25 protein-coding genes are annotated in these 22,594 nt (G+C 59.8%); 15 read left to right on the forward strand and 10 right to left on the reverse strand.

The genetic code is table 11. The features are described from left to right. Nucleotides 1–12: 12 nt before the first annotated feature. The 7 genes from SH292x_RS11310 to SH292x_RS11340 all read left to right on the forward strand — a co-directional run bounded on the left by SH292x_RS11310 (nucleotide 13) and on the right by SH292x_RS11340 (nucleotide 7,459). Nucleotides 13–645 (forward strand): cbb3-type cytochrome c oxidase N-terminal domain-containing protein, encoded by a 633-nt coding sequence (locus tag SH292x_RS11310; protein WP_442485721.1) that lies wholly within the window; start codon nucleotides 13–15, stop codon nucleotides 643–645. 10 nt (nucleotides 646–655) lie between these two features. After that, nucleotides 656–2,038: a cytochrome c oxidase accessory protein CcoG gene (gene ccoG / locus SH292x_RS11315; RefSeq protein ID WP_442485722.1), complete on the forward strand. Its 1,383-nt coding sequence runs from the start codon at nucleotides 656–658 to the stop codon at nucleotides 2,036–2,038. Between the two features lies 1 nt (nucleotide 2,039). After that, a complete protein-coding gene (locus SH292x_RS11320) occupies nucleotides 2,040–2,252 on the forward strand; it encodes a hypothetical protein (protein WP_442485723.1) in 213 nt (70 codons plus the stop codon). After that, complete coding sequence (locus tag SH292x_RS11325; protein ID WP_442485724.1) at nucleotides 2,249–3,034, forward strand: sulfite exporter TauE/SafE family protein; 786 nt, start codon at nucleotides 2,249–2,251, stop codon at nucleotides 3,032–3,034. The genes SH292x_RS11320 and SH292x_RS11325 overlap by 4 nt, the downstream gene beginning before the upstream one ends. Further along, the gene (locus tag SH292x_RS11330) at nucleotides 3,031–5,487 is read left to right on the forward strand and encodes a heavy metal translocating P-type ATPase (protein WP_442485725.1); all 2,457 of its coding nucleotides are present in this window, start codon (nucleotides 3,031–3,033) and stop codon (nucleotides 5,485–5,487) included. The genes SH292x_RS11325 and SH292x_RS11330 overlap by 4 nt, the downstream gene beginning before the upstream one ends. After that, complete coding sequence (ccoS, locus tag SH292x_RS11335) at nucleotides 5,487–5,657, forward strand: cbb3-type cytochrome oxidase assembly protein CcoS (RefSeq protein ID WP_442485726.1); 171 nt, start codon at nucleotides 5,487–5,489, stop codon at nucleotides 5,655–5,657. The genes SH292x_RS11330 and ccoS overlap by 1 nt, the downstream gene beginning before the upstream one ends. 113 nt (nucleotides 5,658–5,770) lie before the next feature. Beyond that, the gene (locus SH292x_RS11340) at nucleotides 5,771–7,459 is read left to right on the forward strand and encodes a GH39 family glycosyl hydrolase (protein WP_442485727.1); all 1,689 of its coding nucleotides are present in this window, start codon (nucleotides 5,771–5,773) and stop codon (nucleotides 7,457–7,459) included. Here the strand turns inward: SH292x_RS11340 and SH292x_RS11345 are convergent. From SH292x_RS11345 to mnmG, 4 genes are all read right to left on the reverse strand, one after another. Beyond that, nucleotides 7,443–7,934 carry a hypothetical protein gene (locus tag SH292x_RS11345; RefSeq protein WP_442485728.1) on the reverse strand — a complete coding sequence of 164 codons (492 nt, stop codon included), beginning with the start codon at nucleotides 7,932–7,934 and terminating at the stop codon, nucleotides 7,443–7,445. The genes SH292x_RS11340 and SH292x_RS11345 overlap by 17 nt on opposite strands. A 16-nt stretch (nucleotides 7,935–7,950) precedes the next feature. Continuing rightward, nucleotides 7,951–8,352 (reverse strand): DUF5615 family PIN-like protein, encoded by a 402-nt coding sequence (locus SH292x_RS11350; RefSeq protein ID WP_442485729.1) that lies wholly within the window; start codon nucleotides 8,350–8,352, stop codon nucleotides 7,951–7,953. Then, complete coding sequence (locus tag SH292x_RS11355; RefSeq protein WP_442485730.1) at nucleotides 8,315–8,545, reverse strand: DUF433 domain-containing protein; 231 nt, start codon at nucleotides 8,543–8,545, stop codon at nucleotides 8,315–8,317. The genes SH292x_RS11350 and SH292x_RS11355 overlap by 38 nt, the downstream gene beginning before the upstream one ends. Nucleotides 8,546–8,636: 91 nt before the next feature. After that, nucleotides 8,637–10,463 carry a tRNA uridine-5-carboxymethylaminomethyl(34) synthesis enzyme MnmG gene (mnmG, locus tag SH292x_RS11360; RefSeq protein WP_442485731.1) on the reverse strand — a complete coding sequence of 609 codons (1,827 nt, stop codon included), beginning with the start codon at nucleotides 10,461–10,463 and terminating at the stop codon, nucleotides 8,637–8,639. A 161-nt stretch (nucleotides 10,464–10,624) separates the two neighbouring features. Here mnmG and SH292x_RS11365 point away from each other — a divergent pair, with 161 nt between their 5' ends. Beyond that, on the forward strand, nucleotides 10,625–11,188 hold the full coding sequence (locus SH292x_RS11365; RefSeq protein ID WP_442485732.1) for a DNA-3-methyladenine glycosylase I: 564 nt from the start codon (nucleotides 10,625–10,627) through the stop codon (nucleotides 11,186–11,188). 8 nt (nucleotides 11,189–11,196) lie between these two features. On the opposite strand, the gene SH292x_RS11370 is transcribed toward SH292x_RS11365, so the two are convergent. Then, nucleotides 11,197–11,769: an RNA polymerase sigma factor gene (locus SH292x_RS11370; RefSeq protein WP_442485733.1), complete on the reverse strand. Its 573-nt coding sequence runs from the start codon at nucleotides 11,767–11,769 to the stop codon at nucleotides 11,197–11,199. Between the two features lie 420 nt (nucleotides 11,770–12,189). On the opposite strand from SH292x_RS11370, the gene SH292x_RS11375 reads away from it, so the two are divergent. Then, nucleotides 12,190–12,468, forward strand: coding sequence for a ferredoxin family protein (locus SH292x_RS11375; protein ID WP_442485734.1), 279 nt, complete (start codon nucleotides 12,190–12,192; stop codon nucleotides 12,466–12,468). Between the two features lie 225 nt (nucleotides 12,469–12,693). Here SH292x_RS11375 and SH292x_RS11380 read toward each other — a convergent pair whose 3' ends face one another. Together SH292x_RS11380 and SH292x_RS11385 are read right to left on the reverse strand one after the other, a co-directional pair. Then, nucleotides 12,694–13,317, reverse strand: a complete 624-nt coding sequence (locus SH292x_RS11380) for an HNH endonuclease (protein ID WP_442485735.1) — start codon at nucleotides 13,315–13,317, stop codon at nucleotides 12,694–12,696. A 271-nt stretch (nucleotides 13,318–13,588) separates the two neighbouring features. After that, nucleotides 13,589–13,735, reverse strand: coding sequence for a hypothetical protein (locus SH292x_RS11385; RefSeq protein WP_442485736.1), 147 nt, complete (start codon nucleotides 13,733–13,735; stop codon nucleotides 13,589–13,591). A gap of 169 nt (nucleotides 13,736–13,904) precedes the next feature. Between SH292x_RS11385 and SH292x_RS11390 the strand changes: the two genes are divergently transcribed. The 3 genes from SH292x_RS11390 to SH292x_RS11400 are packed head-to-tail and all read left to right on the forward strand — an operon-like array spanning nucleotide 13,905 to nucleotide 15,865. After that, a complete protein-coding gene (locus SH292x_RS11390; protein WP_442485737.1) occupies nucleotides 13,905–14,204 on the forward strand; it encodes a hypothetical protein in 300 nt (99 codons plus the stop codon). A 32-nt stretch (nucleotides 14,205–14,236) separates the two neighbouring features. Next, a complete protein-coding gene (locus SH292x_RS11395; RefSeq protein WP_442485738.1) occupies nucleotides 14,237–14,782 on the forward strand; it encodes a thermonuclease family protein in 546 nt (181 codons plus the stop codon). Nucleotides 14,783–14,815: 33 nt separating this feature from the next. Then, complete coding sequence (locus SH292x_RS11400; RefSeq protein WP_442485739.1) at nucleotides 14,816–15,865, forward strand: type II secretion system F family protein; 1,050 nt, start codon at nucleotides 14,816–14,818, stop codon at nucleotides 15,863–15,865. A 16-nt stretch (nucleotides 15,866–15,881) separates the two neighbouring features. Here SH292x_RS11400 and SH292x_RS11405 read toward each other — a convergent pair whose 3' ends face one another. Beyond that, nucleotides 15,882–16,484 (reverse strand): nitroreductase family protein, encoded by a 603-nt coding sequence (locus tag SH292x_RS11405; RefSeq protein ID WP_442485740.1) that lies wholly within the window; start codon nucleotides 16,482–16,484, stop codon nucleotides 15,882–15,884. A 128-nt stretch (nucleotides 16,485–16,612) separates the two neighbouring features. On the opposite strand from SH292x_RS11405, the gene SH292x_RS11410 reads away from it, so the two are divergent. Beyond that, nucleotides 16,613–17,269: a dioxygenase family protein gene (locus SH292x_RS11410; protein WP_442485741.1), complete on the forward strand. Its 657-nt coding sequence runs from the start codon at nucleotides 16,613–16,615 to the stop codon at nucleotides 17,267–17,269. A gap of 28 nt (nucleotides 17,270–17,297) precedes the next feature. Here SH292x_RS11410 and SH292x_RS11415 read toward each other — a convergent pair whose 3' ends face one another. Together SH292x_RS11415 and SH292x_RS11420 are read right to left on the reverse strand one after the other, a co-directional pair. Further along, nucleotides 17,298–18,764 (reverse strand): magnesium chelatase, encoded by a 1,467-nt coding sequence (locus SH292x_RS11415; RefSeq protein ID WP_442485742.1) that lies wholly within the window; start codon nucleotides 18,762–18,764, stop codon nucleotides 17,298–17,300. A 102-nt stretch (nucleotides 18,765–18,866) separates the two neighbouring features. Continuing rightward, nucleotides 18,867–19,436 carry a hypothetical protein gene (locus SH292x_RS11420; protein ID WP_442485743.1) on the reverse strand — a complete coding sequence of 190 codons (570 nt, stop codon included), beginning with the start codon at nucleotides 19,434–19,436 and terminating at the stop codon, nucleotides 18,867–18,869. A gap of 251 nt (nucleotides 19,437–19,687) precedes the next feature. On the opposite strand from SH292x_RS11420, the gene SH292x_RS11425 reads away from it, so the two are divergent. After that, complete coding sequence (locus SH292x_RS11425) at nucleotides 19,688–21,127, forward strand: aldehyde dehydrogenase family protein (RefSeq protein ID WP_442485744.1); 1,440 nt, start codon at nucleotides 19,688–19,690, stop codon at nucleotides 21,125–21,127. 52 nt (nucleotides 21,128–21,179) lie between these two features. Next, nucleotides 21,180–22,541 (forward strand): hypothetical protein, encoded by a 1,362-nt coding sequence (locus SH292x_RS11430; RefSeq protein WP_442485745.1) that lies wholly within the window; start codon nucleotides 21,180–21,182, stop codon nucleotides 22,539–22,541. Nucleotides 22,542–22,594 lie beyond the last annotated feature (53 nt).

The raw sequence follows: 22,594 nt of genomic DNA on the forward strand, positions 1-22,594 counted from the left end.
AAACGATATTCCATGGCCGATACTCTGCTCCAAGACGAACCCGACGAAACGCTGACCAGCCACAATTACGATGGCATTCAGGAGTACGACAATCCGATTCCCGGTTGGTGGAGCTGGATATTCCTGGGGACGATCGCGTTCGCGCCGTTCTATATTCTGTGGTTCCACTCGCCCACCGTACCTCGCAACCTGCACGCCCAGTTCGACGCCGGCAAAGCAGCGAATCTGAAGCTGCAGTTCGGCGAGATTGGCACGCTGGAACCAACGCGCGAGAATGTCCTCAAGTACCTGCACGATGACAAATGGCTTGCCGTCGGGCAGTCGGTGTTCGCCTCGAACTGTGCGTCGTGCCACGGACAGGATGCCAGCGGTGGTTCGTCTGCGCCGAACATGACGGACGACTTTTACATCCACGTGAACGTCATTGATGACATCCCCAAGATTATTTCCGAAGGGGCGAAGGATGGCGCGATGCCGGCGTGGGGAACGAAGCTGCATCCCAACGAGCTATTGTTCGCCGCGTGCTACATCGCCCAACTTCGCGGTAAGAACCTCCCCGGCGGCAAAGCACCCGAGCAAAACGCCAAGAAAATTGATCCTTGGCCCGCCGCCGATGCGGCCCCCACCGCAGGCGAGACTAAGTAAAGCTACACGAATGGAACTTCCCGTTCTACAACCTGAAGAGCACGTCCTGTCGACGCTCGAACACGATGGCAGCCGGCGGTGGATCTACCCCAAGCTGTCGAAGGGCGTTTTCTGGCAGTATCGGCGTGTGGTGGCGTACGTTCTCGTGGCCGTGTACGCGCTGTTGCCCTTCGTCGAGATCGGCGGCAAGCCGGCGATCCTACTCGATCTAGCAGCACGCGAGTTCACCTTCTTCGGCTTCACGTTCCTCCCCACGGACACCCTGCTGCTTGCGATTTTCATCGTCACGCTCTTCCTAATCATCTTCTTCGCAACCGCCGTGGCGGGGCGGGTGTGGTGTGGCTGGGCGTGCCCACAGACCGTGTACATGGAGTTCGTGTTTCGCCCCATCGAACGATTGTTCATGGGGACGGCCGGCAGAGGACTCAAGCCAAGGCAAGCCGTCGCGCCGTGGCGAATCGCGGCGATGTACGCGGTGTACTTAGTGATCTGCCTGCACCTTTCGAACATGTTCCTCGCTTATTTCGTGGGTGTCGATAATCTGCATCGCTGGATTTGGACAAGCACACCATTTGAGCACCCTGCCCCGTTCGCCATCGTGGCGTTCATCACGGGGCTGATGATGTTCGACTTTTGCTACTGGCGGGAACAACTCTGCATCATTGGCTGTCCGTACGGCAGGTTTCAGTCGGTGATGCTCGATCGATCAAGCTGCATCATTGGCTACGACGAGCGCCGTGGCGAACCACGTGGGCGCGGGCGAGACCGAGAAGCAAAACAACTGGGCAACTGCGTCGATTGTCACTTGTGCGTTGATGTCTGCCCTACCGGCATCGACATTCGCAACGGTTTGCAACTCGAATGCATCGGCTGTGCGCAGTGTGTCGACATCTGCGACGAGGTGATGGACAAAACCAATCAGCCGCGAGGGCTGATTCGCTACAGTTCGCAGCAGGCGCTCGATGGCGAGCCGACGAAACTCGTACGGCCGCGGACCATTATCTACCTGGTGGCGATCACCGCGCTGATTGGGGTGTTCGTAACTGTCTTAACCAACAAAGTGCCGTTCGATGTCACGCTGTTCCGCGGCGGGGGCGGGAGTTATCAAACCAGCGAGTCCGGAGCCATTGAGAACGTCCTCCGTGTGAAGCTGGTTAATCGCGAAAAAACGGATGCTGTTTATCGATTCAATGTCGAAGTGCCAGCTGACGCGACCATCGTCGAAGGCGATACGTCAGCACCCGTCGCGCCCGGTGCCACGGCGATGCACGTGGTCAGGATTTCCGCACCGCGAGAGGTGTTTCGCGGCGGCAAGACCGAACTCGAACTTCGCATTGTCAATGAGTCCAATCAATTGGCCATCGAACGATTCTTTCTGCTAGGACCCTACTAACATGCCAGCCACGTCAAATCCCACCGACATGCAGCCGACGTTCTTGGCGAGCATTTGCTGGCCGATCATCATCGTCGCGCTCTTGCTGGGGCACGTCACGTTGATGATGGTGGCGATGACCCTGGCCAATTCGGGGCCGTCGCAAGTCATCGATACGTCGGCAGACGCTTCGAGCTACAGTACGCCGGCCTCCGAAGAAGGCGCAAAACAATGACGCCACTCGTCGCCACGGTGTTTGTGGCCAGTTTGCTCGGCTCGCTGCACTGCGCAGGAATGTGTGGGCCTTTCGTCGCGTTTGCCGTGGGCCAACCCAAGCCGGGGGCATCGCGTGGGCGACTGCAGGTCGCCTACCACGGCGGCCGGCTTGTTACCTACATGCTGCTCGGGGCCGTCGCTGGATCGATAGGCGCCATCGTCGATATGACCTCCACTCTCGCGGGACTTCAGCCGATCGCAATGGCGCTCGCCGGCGGGTTGATGGTGGCGATGGGCGTGACCGAGCTACTGCGATACCTTGGTCACCGTATTCACACCGTGCATCCCCCGAAATGGCTCGCGCTGACGGTCCAGCGTGGCCAAAGGCTCGCGCTAACCTTCAAACCGACCCATAGGGCACTCGCAATTGGGCTGTTGACGACGCTGCTGCCTTGCGGTTGGTTGTACGCCTTCGCTCTTACGGCCGCGGGCACAGGGAGTCCGCTCCGAGGCGCGATCGTCATGGCCGTATTCTGGGTGGGCACGCTTCCCGTTCTGGTAGCACTCGGGGCGAGTGTCCAAACCGCGCTTGGTGTGCTCGGTAAACGACTCCCCGCTGTTTGCGCGGTGGCGCTGATCGTCGTGGGGCTTACCACCATCGCCGGAAGGCTACGGCTCGACTCCGTGGCACTCGCACGGTCGGTCGAAGCAGCTCAATTGCATTCACCGAGTTCTGTACCCAACCCCGACGAGTTGCCACCCTGTTGCCGACCAGCGGCCGAACATGAGGCCGCGCCGTGACTGTCGTCACCGATGACGCAAGAACTGTGAAAGCCGTAGCGTGCGAACACTGCGGGTTGCCCGTGCCGCGCGGGCTGGTTGATCCCGTGGCCGAACACCAGTTCTGCTGCCACGGTTGTCGGACTGTCTACGAACTGCTTCACGATAACTCGCTCGACGACTTCTATCGAGTCCGCGAGGCGACGGGGGGAGAACGGGCTCCGGTTCGCAGCACCGGCAACCGCTACGCGGCATTTGACGCGGAAGAGTTTCAAGCCAGGCATTGCCAGGGGATCGCCGGCGGATATCTGTCGACCGATCTGCGGCTCGAGGGCGTTCACTGCGCAGCGTGCATGTGGTTGGTCGAACGCCTGCCGCAACTCGTCGCCGGCGTGCGCTCGGCCCGTCTCAACCTACGTGATGCGGTGATTCGGGTCATTTGGGATCCGTGCGAGACACCGTTATCGGCCATCGCAACTATGCTTGACCGCCTAGGTTACCCCGCCCACCCGGCGAGGGACACCACGGCAAGCGAAGTCCATCGACGCGGTGAGCGGACGCAGCTCATCCGCTTGGCCGTTGCGGGCGCGTGTGCCGGCAACACCATGCTGCTTGCCATCGCGCTGTACGCCGGGCAGTTCGCAGGGATCGAAGCCGAGTTCTCCAATTTATTTCGATGGATCAGCGCCGGCCTGGGCACCATCGCCCTGGTATGGCCGGGAAGTGTATTCTTCCGCGGGGCTTGGTCGGCGATTCGGGCCCAGGGTGTGACGCTCGACGTGCCTATCGCACTTGCCCTCGCCGCCGGCGGTGTGGCGGGCATCTGGAACGTCGTGACTGGCACTGGAGAGATCTATTTTGACTCGCTCAGCGTGCTTGTCTTCCTGCTCCTCGTCGGTCGATGGTTTCAATCGCGGCAACAACGCTGGGCGGACGAGACGGTGAACCTGCTCGGTTCGTTTACACCGAACACCTGCCGTGTGGTGCGAGGCGATGGGATCGTCGAAACGACTCTCGACGCACTTGAAAAGGGAGATGTCGTCGAAGTTCTCTCAGGCGATCTGATTCCCGCGGATGGAACTGTGATCAAAGGGCACTCCGCGCTGAACCGGAGCCTGCTCACTGGGGAGTCCTGCGCCGAACCCATCAAGCCCGGCGACGAAGTATTCGCCGGCACTCAAAACCTAGGAAGCACGATTCGCCTTCGCGTGGAGACCGTTGGCGAGGGGACGCGCGTCGCGCGGCTGATGGATTTAGTAGCCGAGGGGGTTCGAGAAAAGCCACCCATTGTCCAGTTTGCCGATCGAGCGTCGGGGTGGTTCGTCACGGTGGTGCTGGTGGTGGCAGTGGTGACCTTTGTGGTGTGGTCGATGACGGCGTCGCTATCCGAAGCAGTGACCCACACGATCGCCTTGCTGATTGTTGCCTGCCCCTGTGCGTTGGGTTTGGCCACGCCCCTCACCATGGCAGTGGCAATCGGTCTCGCAGCTCGGCGACAGGTGCTAATTAAGAATGCCGGGGCGCTCGAAATCCTTGCCCGTAGGGGCCGAATGCTGCTCGATAAGACGGGCACGCTTACCAGCGGCCGACCGACGCTGGTTGAGTGGACGGGCCCTGACTGGCTGCGACCGGTGATCGCTCAGGCCGAGTTGCGCTCAACGCATCCGATCGCAAAGGCACTGGTCGAGGCGTTTGGCAATCAACCACTTCGAAGGGGTACTGATACCCCACAATCGAGTGAAGAAATTCACGGGGGCGGAATTCGAGCAATCGTAGACGAGCAAGTTCTGCTCGTAGGTTCGCCCACGTTTCTCATCGATAGCGGAGTCGAAATCGTGCCTTCGGATGCGGATCGTATTCGCGGGCTGGAACAGGCTGGTCTGACGACAGTGGGCGTGTCGCTCGACGGCCGGCTCGTTGGTGTCGCGGCTCTTGGCGACCAACTTCACTCCGACGCGGCGCAAGCCATCGCCGAGCTATGCGCCTTGGGGTGGCAGCCGTCCATCGTTTCGGGCGATGCGTCTGGCGTGGTTCGAACGGTTGCCAATCAAGTTGGCATTCCGGAAGACGATTGCTTCGCCCAGGTTACGCCTGAAAACAAGCTGGCGATCGTCAGCGGCTCTCGTCAGCTGTCCACGGTGATGGTGGGCGACGGTGTCAACGATGCCGCGGCCCTGGCTGCGGCGGACGTTGGTATTGCGGTCGAAGGTGGTGCCGAGGCATCGCTCGCAGCGGCCGACATTTACATCGCCGCGCCGGGTACAATGCCTCTCGTAGAGCTGGTGCAGCTCGCAAGACGCACCCGTCGCACCGTGCGGCAAAACTTGGCGATTGCACTAAGTTACAACGTGCTGTTTGTGTCCCTCGCCGCGGCAGGTTGCATCTCGCCCCTCGTCGCCGCGATCCTCATGCCCATTAGTTCGGCGTCTGTGCTCGCTAGCGCCATGAGCATCACTCTCGGGCGAGGTGCATAATGTCGACGATCTACGTCATGATTCCTGTCGCGCTTGCACTCGCTTCCACCGCGATCGTCGCGTTCATTTGGGCCGTGCGGTCGGGGCAGTACGACGATCCGCAAAGCGAGGCCTATCGCATGCTGTTCGAGGATCAACCTCGCAAGCCTTCCAATCGCCACAAGCCGTAGCGAAGGAATTGTGCGAGGACCCGGGTTATCGCGGGGCAGACGCCGGCAAGGGGTTCGGATATGGTAGAAGTTCGCTTGTCCCGCTTCTCGCCCCCGCTCGCCACGAGGTCGCCATGCTCCTCCGCCTCATCACGCCCGCCGTTCTGACGTGCCTGCTGTTCTCGTCCACCTCGCTAGCTCAAGAGTCGTTCGACGTGACCATCGGGGTCGATTCCACCAAACCATCTGGCGAGCTGCGCCCCATCTGGCGATTCTTTGGCGGCGACGAACCGAACTACGTCTACATGAAGGACGGTCGCAAGCTGACGAGTCGGCTCGGTGAGCTTCGGAAGGACGATGTTTACTTTCGCACGCACAATCTGCTTACCTCGGGCGATGGCACGCCGGCGCTCAAGTGGGGCAGCACCAATGCCTACACCGAAGATGAGTGGGGCAAGCCGGTTTACGACTGGACGATCGTCGATCGTATCTTCGACACCCAGGTAAAACGCGGCGTGAAACCCTACGTGCAGGTCGGCTTCATGCCCGAGGCGATGTCGACCAAACCGAAGCCTTACCAACACGAGTGGCGCCCCGGGTTTCGTTACGAAGAAATCATGACGGGTTGGCGCTATCCGCCGAAGAGCTACGAGAAGTGGGGCGAACTCGTTTATCAATGGGCCAAGCACTGCAAGGAGCGGTACGGCGAAGACGAGGTGCTCCGCTGGTACTGGCAAACATGGAACGAAGCCAACATCTGCCCCGATGGTTACTGGGGTGGCACGCCCGAAGAGTTTTACAAATTGCACGACTACACGGTCGCGGCCATCCGGCGAGCGATACCGAACGCGCGTGTTGGCGGACCGGACACGGCGGGCGATGGTGGTGACTTCACGCGAAAGTTCCTTGAGCACTGCCTGCGTGGCAAGAATCATGCCACGGGCAAAGTAGGGACACCGATCGACTTCGTGTCGTTCCACGCCAAGGGTTCGCCGCGCTACGTCGACGATCACATCCAGATGGGGATCGCCGACCAGTTGCGAACCATTGACCGCGGATTCGGAATCGTGGCGTCGTTCCCCGAGTTAAAGCAAACGCCGATTGTCATCGGCGAGTCCGATCCCGAGGGGTGCGCCGCGTGCCAGGGACCGCAGTTCAGCTACCGCAATGGCACCATGTACTCCAGCTACACGGCCGCCAGCTTCGCCCGAAAGCACGACCTCGCGGACAAGCATGGCGTGCGGCTGGAGGGGGCGCTCACTTGGGCGTTCGAGTTCGAGGATCAACCCTACTTCGCTGGTTTTCGCCAGCTTGCCAGCAACGGCATCCCGCTGGCCGTGTTCAATGTGTTTCGCATGATGAGTCAGATGGAATCCGAGCGACTGCCGGCGACGAGCTCGCATCAAGTGGCGCTCGACAAGATCATGGGCAGTGGCGTTCGCGATCAACCAGACGTGGGAGTACTAGCCAGTCGTAACAACGACCGGGTGACGGTGCTCGTGTGGCACTACCACGACGACGATCTGCCTGGGCCCGTGGCGAAGGTCAAGCTGGAGATTCGCGACCTAGGGCTCGACTGGGATACCGCCACCGCCAAGCACTACCGCGTCGACGAAACGCACGGCAATCCTTTTGGTGAGTGGAAACGCATGGGTTCGCCCGGCGCACCGAACGAACAGCAGTACAAGCGACTCATGGAGTCGTCGGAGCTCACGCCTTACTCGGGCGATGACAATTACGAGTTCGTGGTGAACGACGCGAAGTTCGAATTCGACCTGCCACGGCAAGGGGTGTCGCTCATTGAACTCACTCGCGGTGAGTAGCGGACTGGTGCGACGCAGGTGGTTTCCAAATTGAATTCACGGAGCCTCGCATGCCATAGTATCCAGCGGAAGTTGCGAGGGCCGCAAATATAGCGATTACGAGCAAGCTCTCCCCTTCTGCGATGAGCCGTGGCGTATCGAGCCAGCGATCGCCACTGTACCAAGCAAGCAGTATGTACAGTCCGTTCGCCAGCACGCAAAAGTTGGCCACAAACCACGCCCACTGCCGATCGATGGCCCACGCCAACAGCACCGGCAGGGCTACACCGAGCACTGGCCCACCCCAAAGCGTCAGCCGCGGATAAGGGTCGGGTGCAAACCGGCTATGCGGAAGTTTCCAAGGCCGAAGCTCCACGTCAACCAGCGTCCCACCCCCAAGCCAGCCTGTCACAAGGTGGCCAAGTTCGTGCGTGGTGGTCATCACGCACCAGGAGAGGAGCACGAGGGCGGAGAGTTTGGCGACGCGGAGAAGCATTCGCTGAGTCTCGTCTTCATAGGGGAAGGATTCGAACTCTCTTCCGACTATCGTCAATAATTAACAATGCCCCGCTCTCCAGTTCCAGCTCATGCTGTGTCAGCGCGGCAAGTACGGTTGCTCCAAGATGGTCGGGCATCACGTTCTCTGTCCGCACCTGGATTACACTCGGCCCCGTCGCGTGGGAAAGCGCGAGCAGCGTGCTGAAGTCGAGATCATGGGTGAATACAAAGTAATCGTTGGCCAACGCCCACGCCATGATTTCTGCGTCCTTGGCTCCGGGGCTACCAATCACGCTCCAATGTTGGCTGACGATGCCGCTTTCGTGGAAGAAATCCACCCAGCACGGCGGTAATTCATGTCGATGAGAACTCGGATGGTCATACGCTCGATAGGGGCACGTCGCATTCCTCAACACGCCATGTCGCGTAGACCAAACACTGTTCGATGTCTTCAGGCTCAATATAGGGGTAGGCTTCCAATATCTCCTGATGCGACTTTCCAGCAGCTAGAAGTCCCAAGATCGTACCCACTGTGACGCGCATTCCGCGAATGCACGGCTTGCCACCCATGACGGCCGGGTCGAAGGTAATTCGGTCGATGGAGGTCATTTGATGTTTGCGGCGGGTGGGGAAAGGGGCGTCACCTCTACAAGATTGTAGCATTTGACAATACACCGAACAAATTCGACTCTATGGAATATCATGCCCGCCCCTCCATGTGCGCCATCAACAGCGCAATATCCGCCGGCGTAATGCCACTAATCCGACTCGCCTGGGCGAGGTCCACGGGGCGGATGCGGGTGAGTTTCTCGCGGGCCTCCATGCGCATTTGGGCCAAGCGGTGGTAGTCGAACTGGAGCGGGATTCGCTTCGAGGCGAGTCGCTGCTGCCGATCGACTTCGACTTGCTGGCGAGCGATGTAGCCCTCGTACTTGATGTCCCACAACGCCTGCTCGGCTGCTTCAGTGTCGATCGTGGCGAGCGATGGCGCGACGGCCGCGACGTCGTCCCAAGTCACTTCAGGACGGCGGAGAAACTTCGCTAGCGGGCCGCCCGCGTGCGAAGTAGTGCTAAGGACGCGCTTCGCCTCGTCCATCGCGGTGAGCTTTTCGGTCAGGCGATCCATTCGCACGTTATCGGCCAAGCCGAACTGGTGAGCGAGCGGTGTGAGGCGGCGATCAGCGTTGTCGTGCCGAAGCAAGAGGCGATACTCAGCGCGGCTTGTAAACATACGGTAAGGTTCGTCCACGCCACAGGTCACAAGATCATCGATCAGCACGCCGATATAAGCTTGGTCGCGTGTCAAGACGAGTGGCTCGCGGCCAGCGACTTGCAGCGCAGCGTTCGCACCAGCGATGAGTCCCTGGGCACCGGCTTCTTCGTAACCCGTGGTGCCATTGATTTGCCCCGCCAGGAAGAGTCCCCGGCAGCACTTGGTCTCAAGCCAAGGCGTCAACTGGTCGGGAGGGGCGTAGTCGTACTCCACGGCGTAGCCGTAACGCATGATTTCGGCCCGCTCGAGGCCGGGGATGAGCTTGAACATTTCATCCTGTACGTCACGCGGCAAGCTGGTGGACACGCCGTTGACATAGACCTCAAGCGTATTCCTTCCTTCCGGTTCCAAGAACAGCTGATGCTGATCCTTCTCGGCAAATCGCACCACCTTGTCTTCGATGCTCGGGCAGTAGCGGGGGCCGCTGCTGTTGATCTGCCCGCTGTACATCGGCGCGCGGTGCAGGTTCGCGTTGATCAAGTCGTGGACGGCCTGATTCGTGTACGTGATGTAGCACGGCATCTGCTCGACATCGAGCGCGCGATTGAGGAACGAGAACGGCTGCGGGGTGTCGTCGCCCGGTTGCAGCTCAGTGCGTTCGTAGTCGATGGTTCGTCCGTTGAGCCGTGGTGGCGTACCGGTCTTGAATCGCTCCAAGCGAATGCCAATTCGCCCAAGCGCTCCGCTGATGCCTGCCGTTGTCCCCTCCCCTGCCCGACCGCCGGCGGTCTTGGCCTCGCCGGTATGCATTAGGGCTTGAAGGAATGTTCCCGTCGTGAGAACGACGGTTGGGGAGCGATAAACCGCCCCGCCACGGACTCGCACGCCCGTGATCAGTGGCTGATTCGAGTCGGGGCTCGCGATCTCCAAATCCTCAACCACCTCTTGGCGGAGGCTCAGGTTGGTTTGATGCTCGCAGAGTCGCTTGACCTCGGCTTGGTACGCCTTCTTGTCCGCCTGCGCGCGGGGGCTGTGCATCGCCGGGCCCTTGCGGCGGTTGAGCAGGCGAAACTGAATGCCCGTGGCGTCGATCGCTTGCCCCATGGCTCCGCCGAGTGCGTCGATCTCGCGTACGATCTGACCCTTGCCAACGCCACCAATCGCGGGATTACAGCTCATCTGGCCCACGGTGTCGCAGTTGGTGGTGAGCAGTGCGACCTTCGCTCCCATCCGCGCAGCGGCCAGCGCGGCCTCGGTCCCTGCGTGACCAGCACCCACCACTACCACGTCGAAGTCATAGACAGATTCAGACACAAATCTTCTCAATCAATTAGAGCACCGAGCGGGGCCCGTCAGGGCCGTGGTAGCCTTCCTGCGCCCATGAACTCCACTTTCACGAACCCTCGCTACCCGAAATCACCCCTTCAGGATACTCTCGAACGGGCGGTTCCTGAATTCCCCAACGGGCGAGAACGATGAAACGATGCGACTGGGCACTCGGTAGCGAAGCCGAAACGCTTTACCACGACACCGAGTGGGGCGTCCCGTCGTGGGACGATCGGCACCTTTTCGAGATGCTGACCCTTGAGGGGGCTCAGGCGGGGCTAAGCTGGAGCACCATTCTCAACAAGCGGGCCGGCTACCGTAAGGCCTTTGCTGAGTTTGACCCTGTGAAAGTCGCAAGGTTCACGCCGAAGAAGGTCGAATCGCTGGTTCTCGACTCCGGAATCGTGCGTCACCGGGGAAAAATCGAGTCGACCATTAAGAACGCCAAGGCCGTGCTGGAGGTGCAAGACTCTGGAGAGTCGCTCGCCGGGCTACTGTGGCAGTTTGTCGACGGTGAACCATTGCAGCATCGCTACAAGAGTCTTTCCGAAGTCCCCGCCGAGACCGCTGAATCCAAGGCGATGAGCAAGGCGCTCAAGAAGCGCGGCTTCACGTTTGTTGGTCCGACCACTTGTTACGCGTTCATGCAAGCGGTGGGGATGGTTAACGACCACCTGACGACTTGCTTCCGCCACAAGGAAGTTTGTACCTAGCAAGCTGCTTAGCTAGGGGCGCGGTCGACCTTCGCACGGTGGCGAAGCTTGGCACGAGCACGCGTGAGCATCGGGCCGATGCTGTTCTCGGGCATATCGACGGCCTTGCTGATTTCGCCGTAGCTCTTCCCTTCCATGTGGTACATCCGCACGACTTCGGCTTCAGGGCCGTGCAGGGTGTCGAGCAGTTGGGCGACTTCGTCACGATCGGCTATCCGTTGTTCGGGGCCGACGTGGTTTTCAGGCACATCACCGTTTCCCAGAGGTGCGGCATGATTGGGCGCGGATACTAGCGCCCGCACGACAATGCGGCGAGCTATTACCGTCAGGTATGTGGCCAGCGAGCTTTCGCCACGGAAATGCCGCAAGACTGCCAGATCGTTGTCGACCAGCGTCAGGAATACCTCGGAGACCAAGTCTTCACGATCGGCTTGGGAAAGCCGCATCGAGCGACTTTGTGCCGAGTGGTTGACCACATGTACCACGAGGCCCATGAAACGATCGACGAAATCTTCCCAAGCGTGCGGCTTGTGAGCGAGGCAACGGTCGATGAGGTTTCGGTCGATTTCAGAGAGCGCCACGACAGGTCACTCCACGAGTTACTGGGATGTATGGTTCGTTGTGAGCGGCAGAGACCGACCACAATGGCCAACACCCGCATAGTCAACAGGTAGCGAACACGCTGGACGCGGAGGGTGTCCAACCCCTCCCCGTGCTGCCTGGCCCCTACTTCGATTCTAGGTAGCGGGGCGGGCCGAGGCAAGGCGAATGGTTACTTTGCGTCCGGATCGGCAAAAACCGGGTGATTTTGCCGCCGTCCACGCTTGACACCCCGCGCCGTGAACTACTAGTATCGAACACGTGCGGCAACCACGCCCCCTGTGGCTCTAAGTGGTTGCCCCCGAACGGGTTCAGCGGCACCACGTCTGGTCCGCACGCCCTTCAACCTTCGCGGGCCGGCACCGTTGCCTTCCGCATGACCGTTAGAGAGGATCCGATAGATGACGCACGTAGTTTGCGAACCGTGCTTTGGCTGCAAGTACACCGACTGCGTAGTGGTTTGCCCCGTAGAGTGCTTCTACGAGTCCGAGCAGATTCTCTATATCCACCCCGACGAGTGCATCGACTGCGAAGCGTGCGTACCCGAATGCCCGGTGGAAGCCATCTACCACGAGGATAACGTCCCCGAAGAGTGGAAAGACTACATCCAGCTCAACGCCGAGATGGCACCGCAGTGCGAAGTGATTACTGAAAAGAAAGAGCCTCTCGCCGATAGTTGATCGGCGCAGGCGGTATAGAAATAAAAGACGACGCCCGCGATGAGCTTCATCGCGGGCGTTGCCTTTTTACAGGTGTCGCTTTTCGAACAACGTGTGAGCCGGGCCGTCCCCGGCCCCGGAAAGTATGACAATGGCAAAGCGTAGCCATTGCCGAAATTTCCGGGGCCGGGGACGGCCCGGCTCACTGTAGAGATAGAAGGCCTTTGCCTTTTCTTGGCAGGTTGCCTACTTCAAATCGACCGACCAATACGCCGCATCAAGGAATGTCTTCCAGCTCGCGTACTTGGGGTTGCCAAGCTTGATCGCGAGCAGCGGGCTGCGTCGTGGCCGCACCGGCTTGCGATAGAGCTTCATGCCCGCCTGCTGGGGTGTGCGACCGCCCTTACGGACGTTGCACTTCACGCACGCACACACGACGTTCTCCCAGGTGGTCTCACCACCCTTGCAGCTCGGCACCACGTGGTCGATGCTCAACTCGCTCATGGGGAACGAGTGTCCGCAGTACTGGCAGCGATTGGCGTCGCGGGCGAACAAGTTGCGGCGATTGAGCCGTACTCGCTGCTTCGGGACGCGATCGTAGTACAACAGACGTAGCACACGAGGAACCTGGATTTCAAAGTTCACACTACGAATCCAGTCCTGGTGAGGCTCTTTAAACTGCGACTGCAGCTCGCTGATTTCACGCCACGATTCGAAGTCGTAGTTGCCATACTGGCCGTCTTCGATGTGGACCACTTCGGCCAACTCGCGAAGCAACAACGTGAAGGCGCGGCGCACGTCCACCACGTGAACCGCCATGTACTGTCGGTTCAAAACCAAAACACTCGAACTTAGTGCGGTGTCGGACATAGGTTGCATGGGGATGGAATACTATGGGGGCCTGGGCGGGAAATTGCCAAACGTCGCTTCACCATAGGCGCGGAGTTCACGCGGTGCGAACTTCGCGAGGTAAACGCTGCGATAAAGAGATCGAGCAATGCGCCAGCACCAGTGGCTGTGAGCCACCAGAGAGAGTGGGTTGGTCCGGACTCGCTAGCCATTGCCTACGTCTATCCGTCGTCAAACCGGTGGGGATAAGAGACTCGGAAGTCCTTAACGTCCGCCTCTTATACCTTCCATTCTAACCGACCGGCCGCGCTCCGACCACCCAAAAGAACGTGCTCTCGGGTCTCTTCATAAAAACTTCAGACAGCATGCCGGCCAGGTAGGTTCGCCAGTCGTAGGGCGTCCCCGTCGCCGCGCCCAAGTCCCCGATGGGAGGAAGCACTCGGTGATTCGACGATTCGGCCCTCAATTTGCTCTAGCCGCTCGAAGTGGCAACCAGTGCTTTTGGCTTGCCCACCGGATGCTCCAGTCATTACCATGAAGACATGCAGGTGGTGCAAGGATGCTTAAAGGCATGTACGATCCGAGAGGGACCAGAGGAACAACACGCGATGATCCATTTCACTTGTGATTGCTGCAAACGATTAATCGACTTGGAACACGAGATTCGCTACATCGTGCGAATGGAGGTGTTCGCTGCTGCCGACACGAGTGTCGAAGCCGTCGATGACGACCGCGATTACTTGGAGGAAATCGAGGACATGCTTAGCCGGGACGAGCACATCGATCCGCTGGACAATGAGGTCTACCAGCAAGCCCGCTTCGACCTGTGCACCGAATGCCGAGATCGCTTTGTGAGCAACCCTCTGTGTCGCCCCGCGACGGTGGAGTTGGGCTTTAGCAATAACTGATTTTCGCCCTCTACTCTCATTCGACCACCAGCATGGCGAAGCGATTCTCGCGAAATCCCTTCCGCATCTACTGGTGGGTATTCGTGCTCGCGGCGTTTGTGCTGCTACGAATTGCGCAGGAGTACCGGCAGCCCGACGACAATCAGCCGCTCGCCGAGGGAACCTACCGCGTAGCCCGCGTGATTGATGGCGATACTCTGCTGCTGGAATCGGGGCAGCGATTGCGGCTACAGGGCATTGATGCTCCCGAAACCGTGAAGCCCGACCACCCCGTCGAACCCTGGGGCCCCGAAGCGTCGGCCTTCGCTCGGCAGTTCGTGGAACAGGCCGGTGGCGAAGTCCGGTTGGTGTTCGGCATCGAACGTATCGATGCCTATGGCCGCCAGCTCGCCTTCGTCTGGCACGGCGACCAGATGCTCAACGCCGAGCTAGTGCGTGCCGGGCTCGCGCGGGCTCGGCTGGACTATCGATATAGCGGTACAATGAAGCGGGCGCTCGCCACGGCCCAGGACGAGGCCCGCGATGCGCGGCGGGGCATCTGGTCCGGTGAAATAGTTGCCGGGGCCACATCCGAATAGACCTAACCCATTGCATCCAACTCCCAGGTAACGATGTTGCTTTCGCCCCGCATCTCAGGCAAACGCCTCTCCGACCTGTGCCACCGATTGGCAATGGGCCTCGCGGCTGGCGTTGATTTGCGGAACGTGTGGAAACGAGAAACCGAGAACGCGCGTGGCCCGGTTCGCGACCAGTTTCGTCAAGTGCAGGACGACATTGAACGAGGCCGACCCTTCGGCGAAGCTCTCGCCAAGACCGGCAAACTATTTCCACCGCTCTTCCTCGAGATGGTGGGCGTTGGCGAGCGGACGGGACAGACTTCCGAGGTCTTGAACAAGCTCGAGCACCACTACCGAGTACGGCACGATCTCACTCGCGGTTTTGCCTTACTGCTGGCTTGGCCGATGATTCAGCTGACGATGGGCCTCTTCGTCGTGGGCCTGCTGATCTGGATTTTTGGCGCGCTGGACGTCAAAGACTTAAATGGAAAAGCCGTGGACCCGATTGGCCTCGGTTTGAAAGGGACATCGGGGCTCTTTACCTACCTCCTAATTATTGGGGTGTTCATCGCAGCGATTACCGGATTTGTGGTGGCCATGCGGCGCGGAGCGTTGTGGATGAAGCCGGTGCAATTGTTTTTCACCAAGCTACCCGGCATCGGAGCGGCGATCCAAAAGATTTGCCTTTCGCGGATAGCATGGACGCTTCACCTGCTGCTCAACGTCGAAATGGACGTTCGGCAGATGATCCCCTTGGTGCTCAAGTCCACTGGCAATGAGTTCTACACACAGCATCAGAAACAAATGATCGCGGACGTGTCGGCCGGCCAGCCACTTTATTTGGCGTTCGCCAATAGTGGAGCGTTTCCCCCACCGTTTCTAGATGCTCTCGCTGTCGCAGAGGAAAGCGGGCAGATTTCGGAATCGATGGCCCGCCTTACTAAGCAGTACGAGGGCGAAGCCGAGACGGCCATGCGGTGGATCGCTGGTGCTGTCGGTTTGGCGATTTGGCTAGGCGTTGGCGCGCTACTCATCTTGTTTATCTTCCGCTTGGCTGGCTTCTACTTCGGGACCATCCAGCAAGCGATCGACATGGGCAAGTAGCCCCCTCGGTGGCGATTTAGAATCGATCGATCACCACAACTTCGCTCTTATCGAGCTGACCGCCCCGCGGTCGCGCTTCGGAAGCCGCTTTGCCAATCACCAGCATCATACCGATCACGTGATCGTCAGGCAGGCCAATAATCTCGGCCACTTGCGCAGCATCGAAACCAATCATCGGGTTCGAGTCGTATCCCATCGCCTTGGCTGCAACCATCAAGGTTTGAGCCGCAATCCCGCAGCTTCGCATCGCCTCGTCACGCTGCACCTCGGGCTGATCTTTGTAAAACTGACGAATTGCAGGCACGATCATCGCTTGGCTTTCCGCTGGGGCGTTCTGCCAGTAGCGCTCGGGTTGCCGGTCCCATGCGTTCAAATCGCCGCACAGAACCAGTAGCAATTGCGCCTCCTCGACCTGTGCCTGATTCCACGCGGCGGCGCGAAGCTTTTTCCTTTGCTCTGGATCGCAGACCACGACGAACCGCCAGTTCTGGATATTGAACGAGGTCGGCGACAACAGCGCCAAGTCGAGCAGTTGGTCGACGTGCTCCTGCGGCATCTCGTGCGAGGTGTCGTATTTCTTGACGCTGCGACGTTCGGAAATGGCGGTGAGGGTGTCCATGGGTCAGAAGTCCGAGGGGGAACTATGCCGGCTCAGAAAGAACTTGGAGCCGGCGGCGGGGTTTCGTTATAGTGTTCGAAGTGGCGAACACCAAGTATCGTAGGCAACCAACTCCCACAGGGTAAGTCATGGCCGGCTCCATCTCCGTCGCGCGTCGCAATTTTCTCCGCAGCTCGGCGTTCGCGGCCGCCGCGTTTACGACGCCTGGGCTGTTCGCCGAGATGCTGGCAGAGACTCCTCCCTTGATGGAGGGCCCGTTCTATCCCGACAAATTGCCGCTGGACACGGACAACGATCTACTGATCCTGAACGACTCACTGACTCCAGGCGTCGGCGAAATCACGCACCTCACGGGACGCATCCTCGATGCCGTCGGCAAACCGGTGCGGAACGCCGTGGTCGAGATTTGGCAGGTCGATGGTAACGGCGTTTACCTGCACAGTCGCAGCGGTGGCGATGGCACCCGCGACAAAAACTTCCAGGGCTTCGGACGATTTCTGACCGGCAGCACGGGCGAGTACTACTTCCGCACGGTAAAGCCAGTCCCCTACCCTGGTCGTACTCCGCATATCCACTTCGCCGTGAATCAAAACGGCCGCCGCAAACTCACCACGCAACTGTTCCTCGCCGGCCACGAGCAAAACGCCCGCGATGGCCTCTACCGCAGCCTCGGCGACCGCCAGAAGCTCGTGACGAGCGAATTTACGCCGATGAAGGAGTCGAAGCTCGGAGAGCTGGAGGCGAAGTTCGACTTGGTGTTAGGCGTGACGCCGAGCGAAAGTTGACGGCCAGTGGCCCAGCACTGCCAACCGATCAAAACTCGTAGACAATCCGCCCGTGCGTTTGGCTACGGCTGATACGATCGGTGGCGTAGAGTCCGGCGAGGACAAACTCCACGCAGCTTGCTCGCACCGCGTCGCTTTGTGAGGCATTCACTTCGAACGCCTTGTCCCATACCGGTGGCACGCGTTTCAAGAGTTCCGCGTAGTGACTCGAAGGGAGCATGTCGCCCACTTCGATCTTCACGCCCTCGGAAAAGATCTGAGCGATTTCCGCCAGGCCATGTTCTTCGACGTACTCGTTGAACACGGTGCCAATCGCCTCGGCCAGCACGGCGTCGAGGACCTGCCTTTCGCTCATCTGGTGCGAACCCATCATGTCGAGTTCAAGTTTGCCCAGCGAGCTGGAATAAAGGTGGCCGAGGTCGCTGATGCGGGGGACGGCGGGTGACTCGCCTAGCACGAGGGCGCGGTGCTTGGCACTCGCGAGCATCGTGCGGTAATTGGCGATCGACAATCTCGCACTGACGCCCGACTCGTGATCGACGAACTTGCTCTTTCTCGCCGCGCGGCTGATCTCTTCGATCAGCTCCTTCATGAAGTACGGGACCACAACCTCTGGTCCGGCGCTAGTCGATTCCGCATCAGTGTTTGCTTCACCAACCTCATTATTTGGTGCCACTTCCTGATCCATGATCGAGATGCCAAGATCTCGCTCGGTTGGGTAGTGCGTGTAGATCACTGAACCAATGCGGTCCTTAAGCTGCGGAATCACCTTGCCGCTGCGGTTGTAGGTCGCCGGATTCGCGCTGAACAGAATCATCACGTCAATATCGAACTTCACGGGATACCCGCGAATCTGCACGTCGCGTTCTTCGAGAATGTTGAACAAGCCAACTTGCACCAACTCGTCGAGCTCGGGAAGCTCGTTCATCGCGAAGATGCCGCGATGCATGCGTGGAATGAGGCCGAAATGAAGCGCCTCTTCCGCCCCCATGCTAATTCCGCCGGCGAGCTTCGAGGGGTCGATTTCGCCGATAATGTCGGCGAACTTGGTGCCGGGGGCGAGTCGCTCGGCGTACCGCTCTTCGCGAGGCCACCATGCGATGGACACTTCGTCGGCGGGCATTTCGGCGACGATTTGCTTACCCCGCCTTGTGATCGGACTCAGCGGGTCGTCGTGCAGCGGAATCTGTGCGTCGTCGAGGTACGGCACGAAGTCGTCGAGAAAGGTTGCCAGGAGTCGCATGAGTCGACTCTTTGCTTGTCCCTTTTCACCGAGAAACAAAATGTCGTGCTGCGCGAGTAGCGCGATGTTGATCTCGGGCAGCACCGTATCGTCGTAGCCAACGATGCCAGGATATAACTCATCCCCCGCGGCAAGCCGCGAGGTAAAGTTGTCGCTAATTTCTTGCTTCACCGTCTTCGAACGCCAGCCGAACTCATGCAGTTGGGCGAGCGTGGTGGGCAAGTGCTGGGGCAACGACGGAGCGGCGGGCATCGCAAGACTTTCGGCTTGGTCTATTCTTCGGCGGGGCAGGTTGCCAAATTATAGACCAAGCCGCGAGTCCGCCAAGCAGCACGGTAGTTCCTGAAACTCAGACTACTCAGTGGCTGCTTCCGTATTTGGTTCCGTTGCGGGCACTGCCGGAGCATCCGTGGCAGGTGCGTCGGTCGCCGGAGCTTCGACCTTCTTACCGTGCGCGATGTCGTCGAGATTCTTCAGGGCGTCGTTCAGGCTGTCGGCTTGTCCGTCGTACTTAGCGGGGTCGACCTTGGCATCTGCGGCATGCGAGGGGTGCAGGTCGTGCAGCACTTCCATGATCTGGTCGAGCGCCTTATGAGCATCGCCCTTCGCGTAGCGATCGATGTCCGATGCCGACGAATCGACTAGTTCCTTGGTCTTCTTCACCATGGGACCCATCTCGTGAATCACGCCATCGACCACTTTCACATCGGCCGCTTTGAAACCGGCCGCCAGCTCGTCGCGCATCTCGGTTAGCACGTGGACGGCCTCATGCAGGTCCTTGGGATCGGCGTGCGAGTGCTCACCTTCAGCGTGATCGTGACCTTCTTCTTCATGACCTGCCGGGGTCGAGCTCGATCCGTTGCAGCCGAATGTCGAAAGTCCAGCCACCGCCACGCACGCCAACATCCAACGAACTGCCAACATGGTTACCATCCTTATCGATTGGTTCATAATTCTTACAACTTCGCGGCAAAGCCACGCCGCAACCTTCGTAACATACACCGATCCGCCCGCCATCCTCAAGCTCAGCCCCCGGTTTTCCGAGAAATGGTCCCGTAATTTGCAGCTTGGTGAATCAGGCAATCCGTCGCTGTTGACCCTGCCTCGATTGCCATCAGTCGTTTGTCGGGCGATGATGGTTTACGCTTGCCGCTATCACGACGAAGGAGCGAACGATGAAACTGAAAGCGACCTATCCTTTCTATCTCGCCAATAAGCCGGAGTCTCCGAACGCCGACCTCGAGGTCATCGACAAATACACCGGCGAACTGGCCACTCGCGTGGCGATGGCGTCGCCGGCGGATATCGATCGTGCCATCGGTGCCGCGGTCGAGGCCACGAATCCCATGCGCGAGATGCCCCCCTACGCCCGGCAAGCGGTGCTCATGCATTGCGTCGAGCGTTTTAAGGAGCGGGCCGAGGAACTCGCCATGTCACTGTGCATTGAGGCGGGCAAGCCCATCAAGGATTCGCGTGGTGAAGTCTCGCGGCTGATCGACACCTTTCGCATCGCGGCCGAGGAATCGGTGCGCATTACCGGCGAAGTATTGAATCTCGAGATCTCCGAGCGGGCTCGGGGCTATCGCGGCATGGTAAAGCCAGTGCCGATCGGGCCCTGCTCGTTCATCTCGCCATTTAACTTTCCGCTGAATCTCGCGGCGCATAAAGTCGCGCCAGCAATCGCGGCGGGTTGCCCCTTCGTACTGAAGCCGGCGAGCCTCACGCCCATTGGGGCCATCGTCATCGGCGAAGTGCTGGCCGAAACCGATCTTCCCGCCGGCGCGTTCTCGATCCTTCCATGCCACCGCGAGGGAGCCGATCTGTTCACGACCGACGAGCGGCTCAAGCTACTATCGTTCACGGGATCCCCTGTCGTAGGATGGAAGCTCAAAGAGAAGGCGGGCAAGAAGCCGGTGATTCTCGAACTCGGCGGCAACGCCGCGGTGGTGGTCGACGAAGACGCGAACCTCACGGACGCCGTCGACCGGATCATCGTCGGCGCGTTCTATCAATCGGGCCAAAGCTGCATCGGAGTGCAGCGGATCATCGTCCACGAGAAGGTTTACGACACGTTCAAGGAGAAGCTCGTCGCGGCAACCAAGAAACTCAAGATGGGCGACCCCAAGGACGAGTCGACGTTCATCGGACCCATGATCTCCGAAAAGGAAGCCGAGCGACTTGATGGCTGGATTCAAGAAGGCGTCCGCGCCGGTGGCAGGCTGTTGTGTGGCGGCAAACGCGATGGTGCGATGCTCGAAGCGACGTTGCTCGAAGACGTACCCACGCATCTCGACCTCTGCGCCGAAGAAGCCTTCGGACCAGTCGCCATGCTGAGCCGGTTTAGCAATTTCGACGACGCCCTCCGCCAGGTGAACGCCAGCCAGTTCGGCCTGCAAGCGGGTATCTTCACGCGTGACTGGGTGAAAGTCCAAAAGGCGTGGGACGAGCTCGAAGTCGGTGGCGTCGTGATCGGCGACGTTCCCTCCTGGCGAGTCGACAACATGCCCTACGGCGGCGTCAAAGAGAGTGGCCTCGGCCGCGAGGGGGTCCGCTACGCCATCCGGGACATGACCGAACTTCGGCTCTTAGTGATGCGAATGCCGCCGGGAGAGTAGAATGCAATCTGCCATTACTCGCACAGCTAGACTCAAGACTGACGGGCGGTCCATGTATTTACGAATTCTCCTGGTTGCAGCACTGCTCGGCTTACCGGCCCTCGCCCAAGCCTTCGAACCTTGCCGCATCAATATCGTCGACAAATCAAACGGCTGGCCCGTGCCGCTGGTCGAGCTTCGCACGACGCATCAGGTTCGATTCGCCAGCGACAACGCGGGCGTCGTGGCGTTTGATTTGCCCGAGCTGATGGGCGCTGAGACGTGGCTCACGGTTGAGGGGCATGGTTATTCGGTCCCGGCCGATGGCTTCGGCTTCCGTGGCGTCCGTGTCACCCCATCCGAAGGGGGCGAGATCACCATCGAAGTCGAGCGAAAGCTTCCCGCAAAACGGCTCGGAAGGATCACTGGGGCCGGCATCTTTGGCGAAGCGCAGCGATTCGGCGAGTTCGGCGACTGGCGCGAGCAAGGCATCGTCGGTTGCGATAGCGTTCAGTACACCGAGCATCGCGGCAAGGCCTATTGGATGTGGGGCGACACCACACTCGCGCGTTACCCGCTCGGGCTGTTCGACATGCTCAGCGCGACCACCTCGAAACGGCCGCTCAAAAACCCCATCCCGCCGATTCAACTCCGCTACGACTATTTCAAGGACAGCGAAGGTCGGCCGCGCTCAGTGGCCGACATGCCGGGCGACGGGCCGACTTGGCTGAATGGCTACGCGAGCCTTCGCGACCTCAACGGCGAAGACCGATTGGTTGCGACTTACACCAAGATCCGCAACCACCTCGAAGCCTACGAATTGGGTCTTTGCGTCTGGAACGAAGACGCCGCGCAGTTTGATAAGCTTCGCACGTACTGGACAAAGTCAAAGGACACGCCGAAAGCCCCCCCGGCACCCGAAGGCCACCCCGTGCGATGGACCGACGAGTCGGGTGCCGAATGGCTGCTGTTTGGCGATCCGTTTCCAAGGCTCCAGTGCCTGGCAACGTTCGAAGCCTGGAGTAACCCCGCGCAGTGGCAACTGCTGGAGCCACAGCAGAGCGTGCCAACCTCGGAGGGCTCGAAACCCGTCGTCCCGCATCGGGGTTCCATCGCTTTCAACGAGTACCGGCAGAAGTGGGTGACGGTGTTTACGCAGGTGGGGGGCGATTCGCCACTCGGCGAGATCTGGTACGCCGAGGCCAACACGCCGTTCGGGCCCTGGAAGGACGCGGTTCATGTGGTTACCCACGCGAACTACACGTTCTACAACCCGAGGCTGCATAACGAATGGGCCACGGCTGATTCTCCGGTGTTGCTGTTCGAGGCAACTTACACCGCAGAGTTTGCCGACCATGCCCAGCCTACCCCCCGGCATAACTACAATCAGGTGCTCTATCGGCTCGATCTGGACGAACTTATCCAGAAGAAATAGTTCCTATCGCCGCTTGTCGATCGACCCGCAGCCTCCTAAAACCCCTCAGCGAG

Origin of the sequence: Aeoliella fuhlenseeensis, assembly GCF_052161615.1 — a bacterium.
Classification (GTDB): domain Bacteria; phylum Planctomycetota; class Planctomycetia; order Pirellulales; family Lacipirellulaceae; genus Aeoliella.

What these genes read in the sequence shown, in the direction of transcription:
- SH292x_RS11310 (WP_442485721.1), top strand. Translation starts at nt 13, where the DNA reads ATGGCCGATACTCTGCTCCAAGACGAACCCGACGAAACGCTGACCAGC.
- ccoG (WP_442485722.1), top strand. Translation starts at nt 656, where the DNA reads ATGGAACTTCCCGTTCTACAACCTGAAGAGCACGTCCTGTCGACGCTC.
- SH292x_RS11320 (WP_442485723.1), top strand. Translation starts at nt 2,040, where the DNA reads ATGCCAGCCACGTCAAATCCCACCGACATGCAGCCGACGTTCTTGGCG.
- SH292x_RS11325 (WP_442485724.1), top strand. Translation starts at nt 2,249, where the DNA reads ATGACGCCACTCGTCGCCACGGTGTTTGTGGCCAGTTTGCTCGGCTCG.
- ccoS (WP_442485726.1), top strand. Translation starts at nt 5,487, where the DNA reads ATGTCGACGATCTACGTCATGATTCCTGTCGCGCTTGCACTCGCTTCC.
- SH292x_RS11340 (WP_442485727.1), top strand. Translation starts at nt 5,771, where the DNA reads ATGCTCCTCCGCCTCATCACGCCCGCCGTTCTGACGTGCCTGCTGTTC.
- SH292x_RS11345 (WP_442485728.1), bottom strand. Translation starts at nt 7,934, where the DNA reads ATGCTTCTCCGCGTCGCCAAACTCTCCGCCCTCGTGCTCCTCTCCTGG.
- SH292x_RS11355 (WP_442485730.1), bottom strand. Translation starts at nt 8,545, where the DNA reads ATGACCTCCATCGACCGAATTACCTTCGACCCGGCCGTCATGGGTGGC.
- SH292x_RS11365 (WP_442485732.1), top strand. Translation starts at nt 10,625, where the DNA reads ATGAAACGATGCGACTGGGCACTCGGTAGCGAAGCCGAAACGCTTTAC.
- SH292x_RS11375 (WP_442485734.1), top strand. Translation starts at nt 12,190, where the DNA reads ATGACGCACGTAGTTTGCGAACCGTGCTTTGGCTGCAAGTACACCGAC.
- SH292x_RS11380 (WP_442485735.1), bottom strand. Translation starts at nt 13,317, where the DNA reads ATGTCCGACACCGCACTAAGTTCGAGTGTTTTGGTTTTGAACCGACAG.
- SH292x_RS11390 (WP_442485737.1), top strand. Translation starts at nt 13,905, where the DNA reads ATGATCCATTTCACTTGTGATTGCTGCAAACGATTAATCGACTTGGAA.
- SH292x_RS11395 (WP_442485738.1), top strand. Translation starts at nt 14,237, where the DNA reads ATGGCGAAGCGATTCTCGCGAAATCCCTTCCGCATCTACTGGTGGGTA.
- SH292x_RS11400 (WP_442485739.1), top strand. Translation starts at nt 14,816, where the DNA reads ATGTTGCTTTCGCCCCGCATCTCAGGCAAACGCCTCTCCGACCTGTGC.
- SH292x_RS11405 (WP_442485740.1), bottom strand. Translation starts at nt 16,484, where the DNA reads ATGGACACCCTCACCGCCATTTCCGAACGTCGCAGCGTCAAGAAATAC.
- SH292x_RS11410 (WP_442485741.1), top strand. Translation starts at nt 16,613, where the DNA reads ATGGCCGGCTCCATCTCCGTCGCGCGTCGCAATTTTCTCCGCAGCTCG.
- SH292x_RS11415 (WP_442485742.1), bottom strand. Translation starts at nt 18,764, where the DNA reads ATGCCCGCCGCTCCGTCGTTGCCCCAGCACTTGCCCACCACGCTCGCC.
- SH292x_RS11420 (WP_442485743.1), bottom strand. Translation starts at nt 19,436, where the DNA reads ATGTTGGCAGTTCGTTGGATGTTGGCGTGCGTGGCGGTGGCTGGACTT.
- SH292x_RS11425 (WP_442485744.1), top strand. Translation starts at nt 19,688, where the DNA reads ATGAAACTGAAAGCGACCTATCCTTTCTATCTCGCCAATAAGCCGGAG.
- SH292x_RS11430 (WP_442485745.1), top strand. Translation starts at nt 21,180, where the DNA reads ATGTATTTACGAATTCTCCTGGTTGCAGCACTGCTCGGCTTACCGGCC.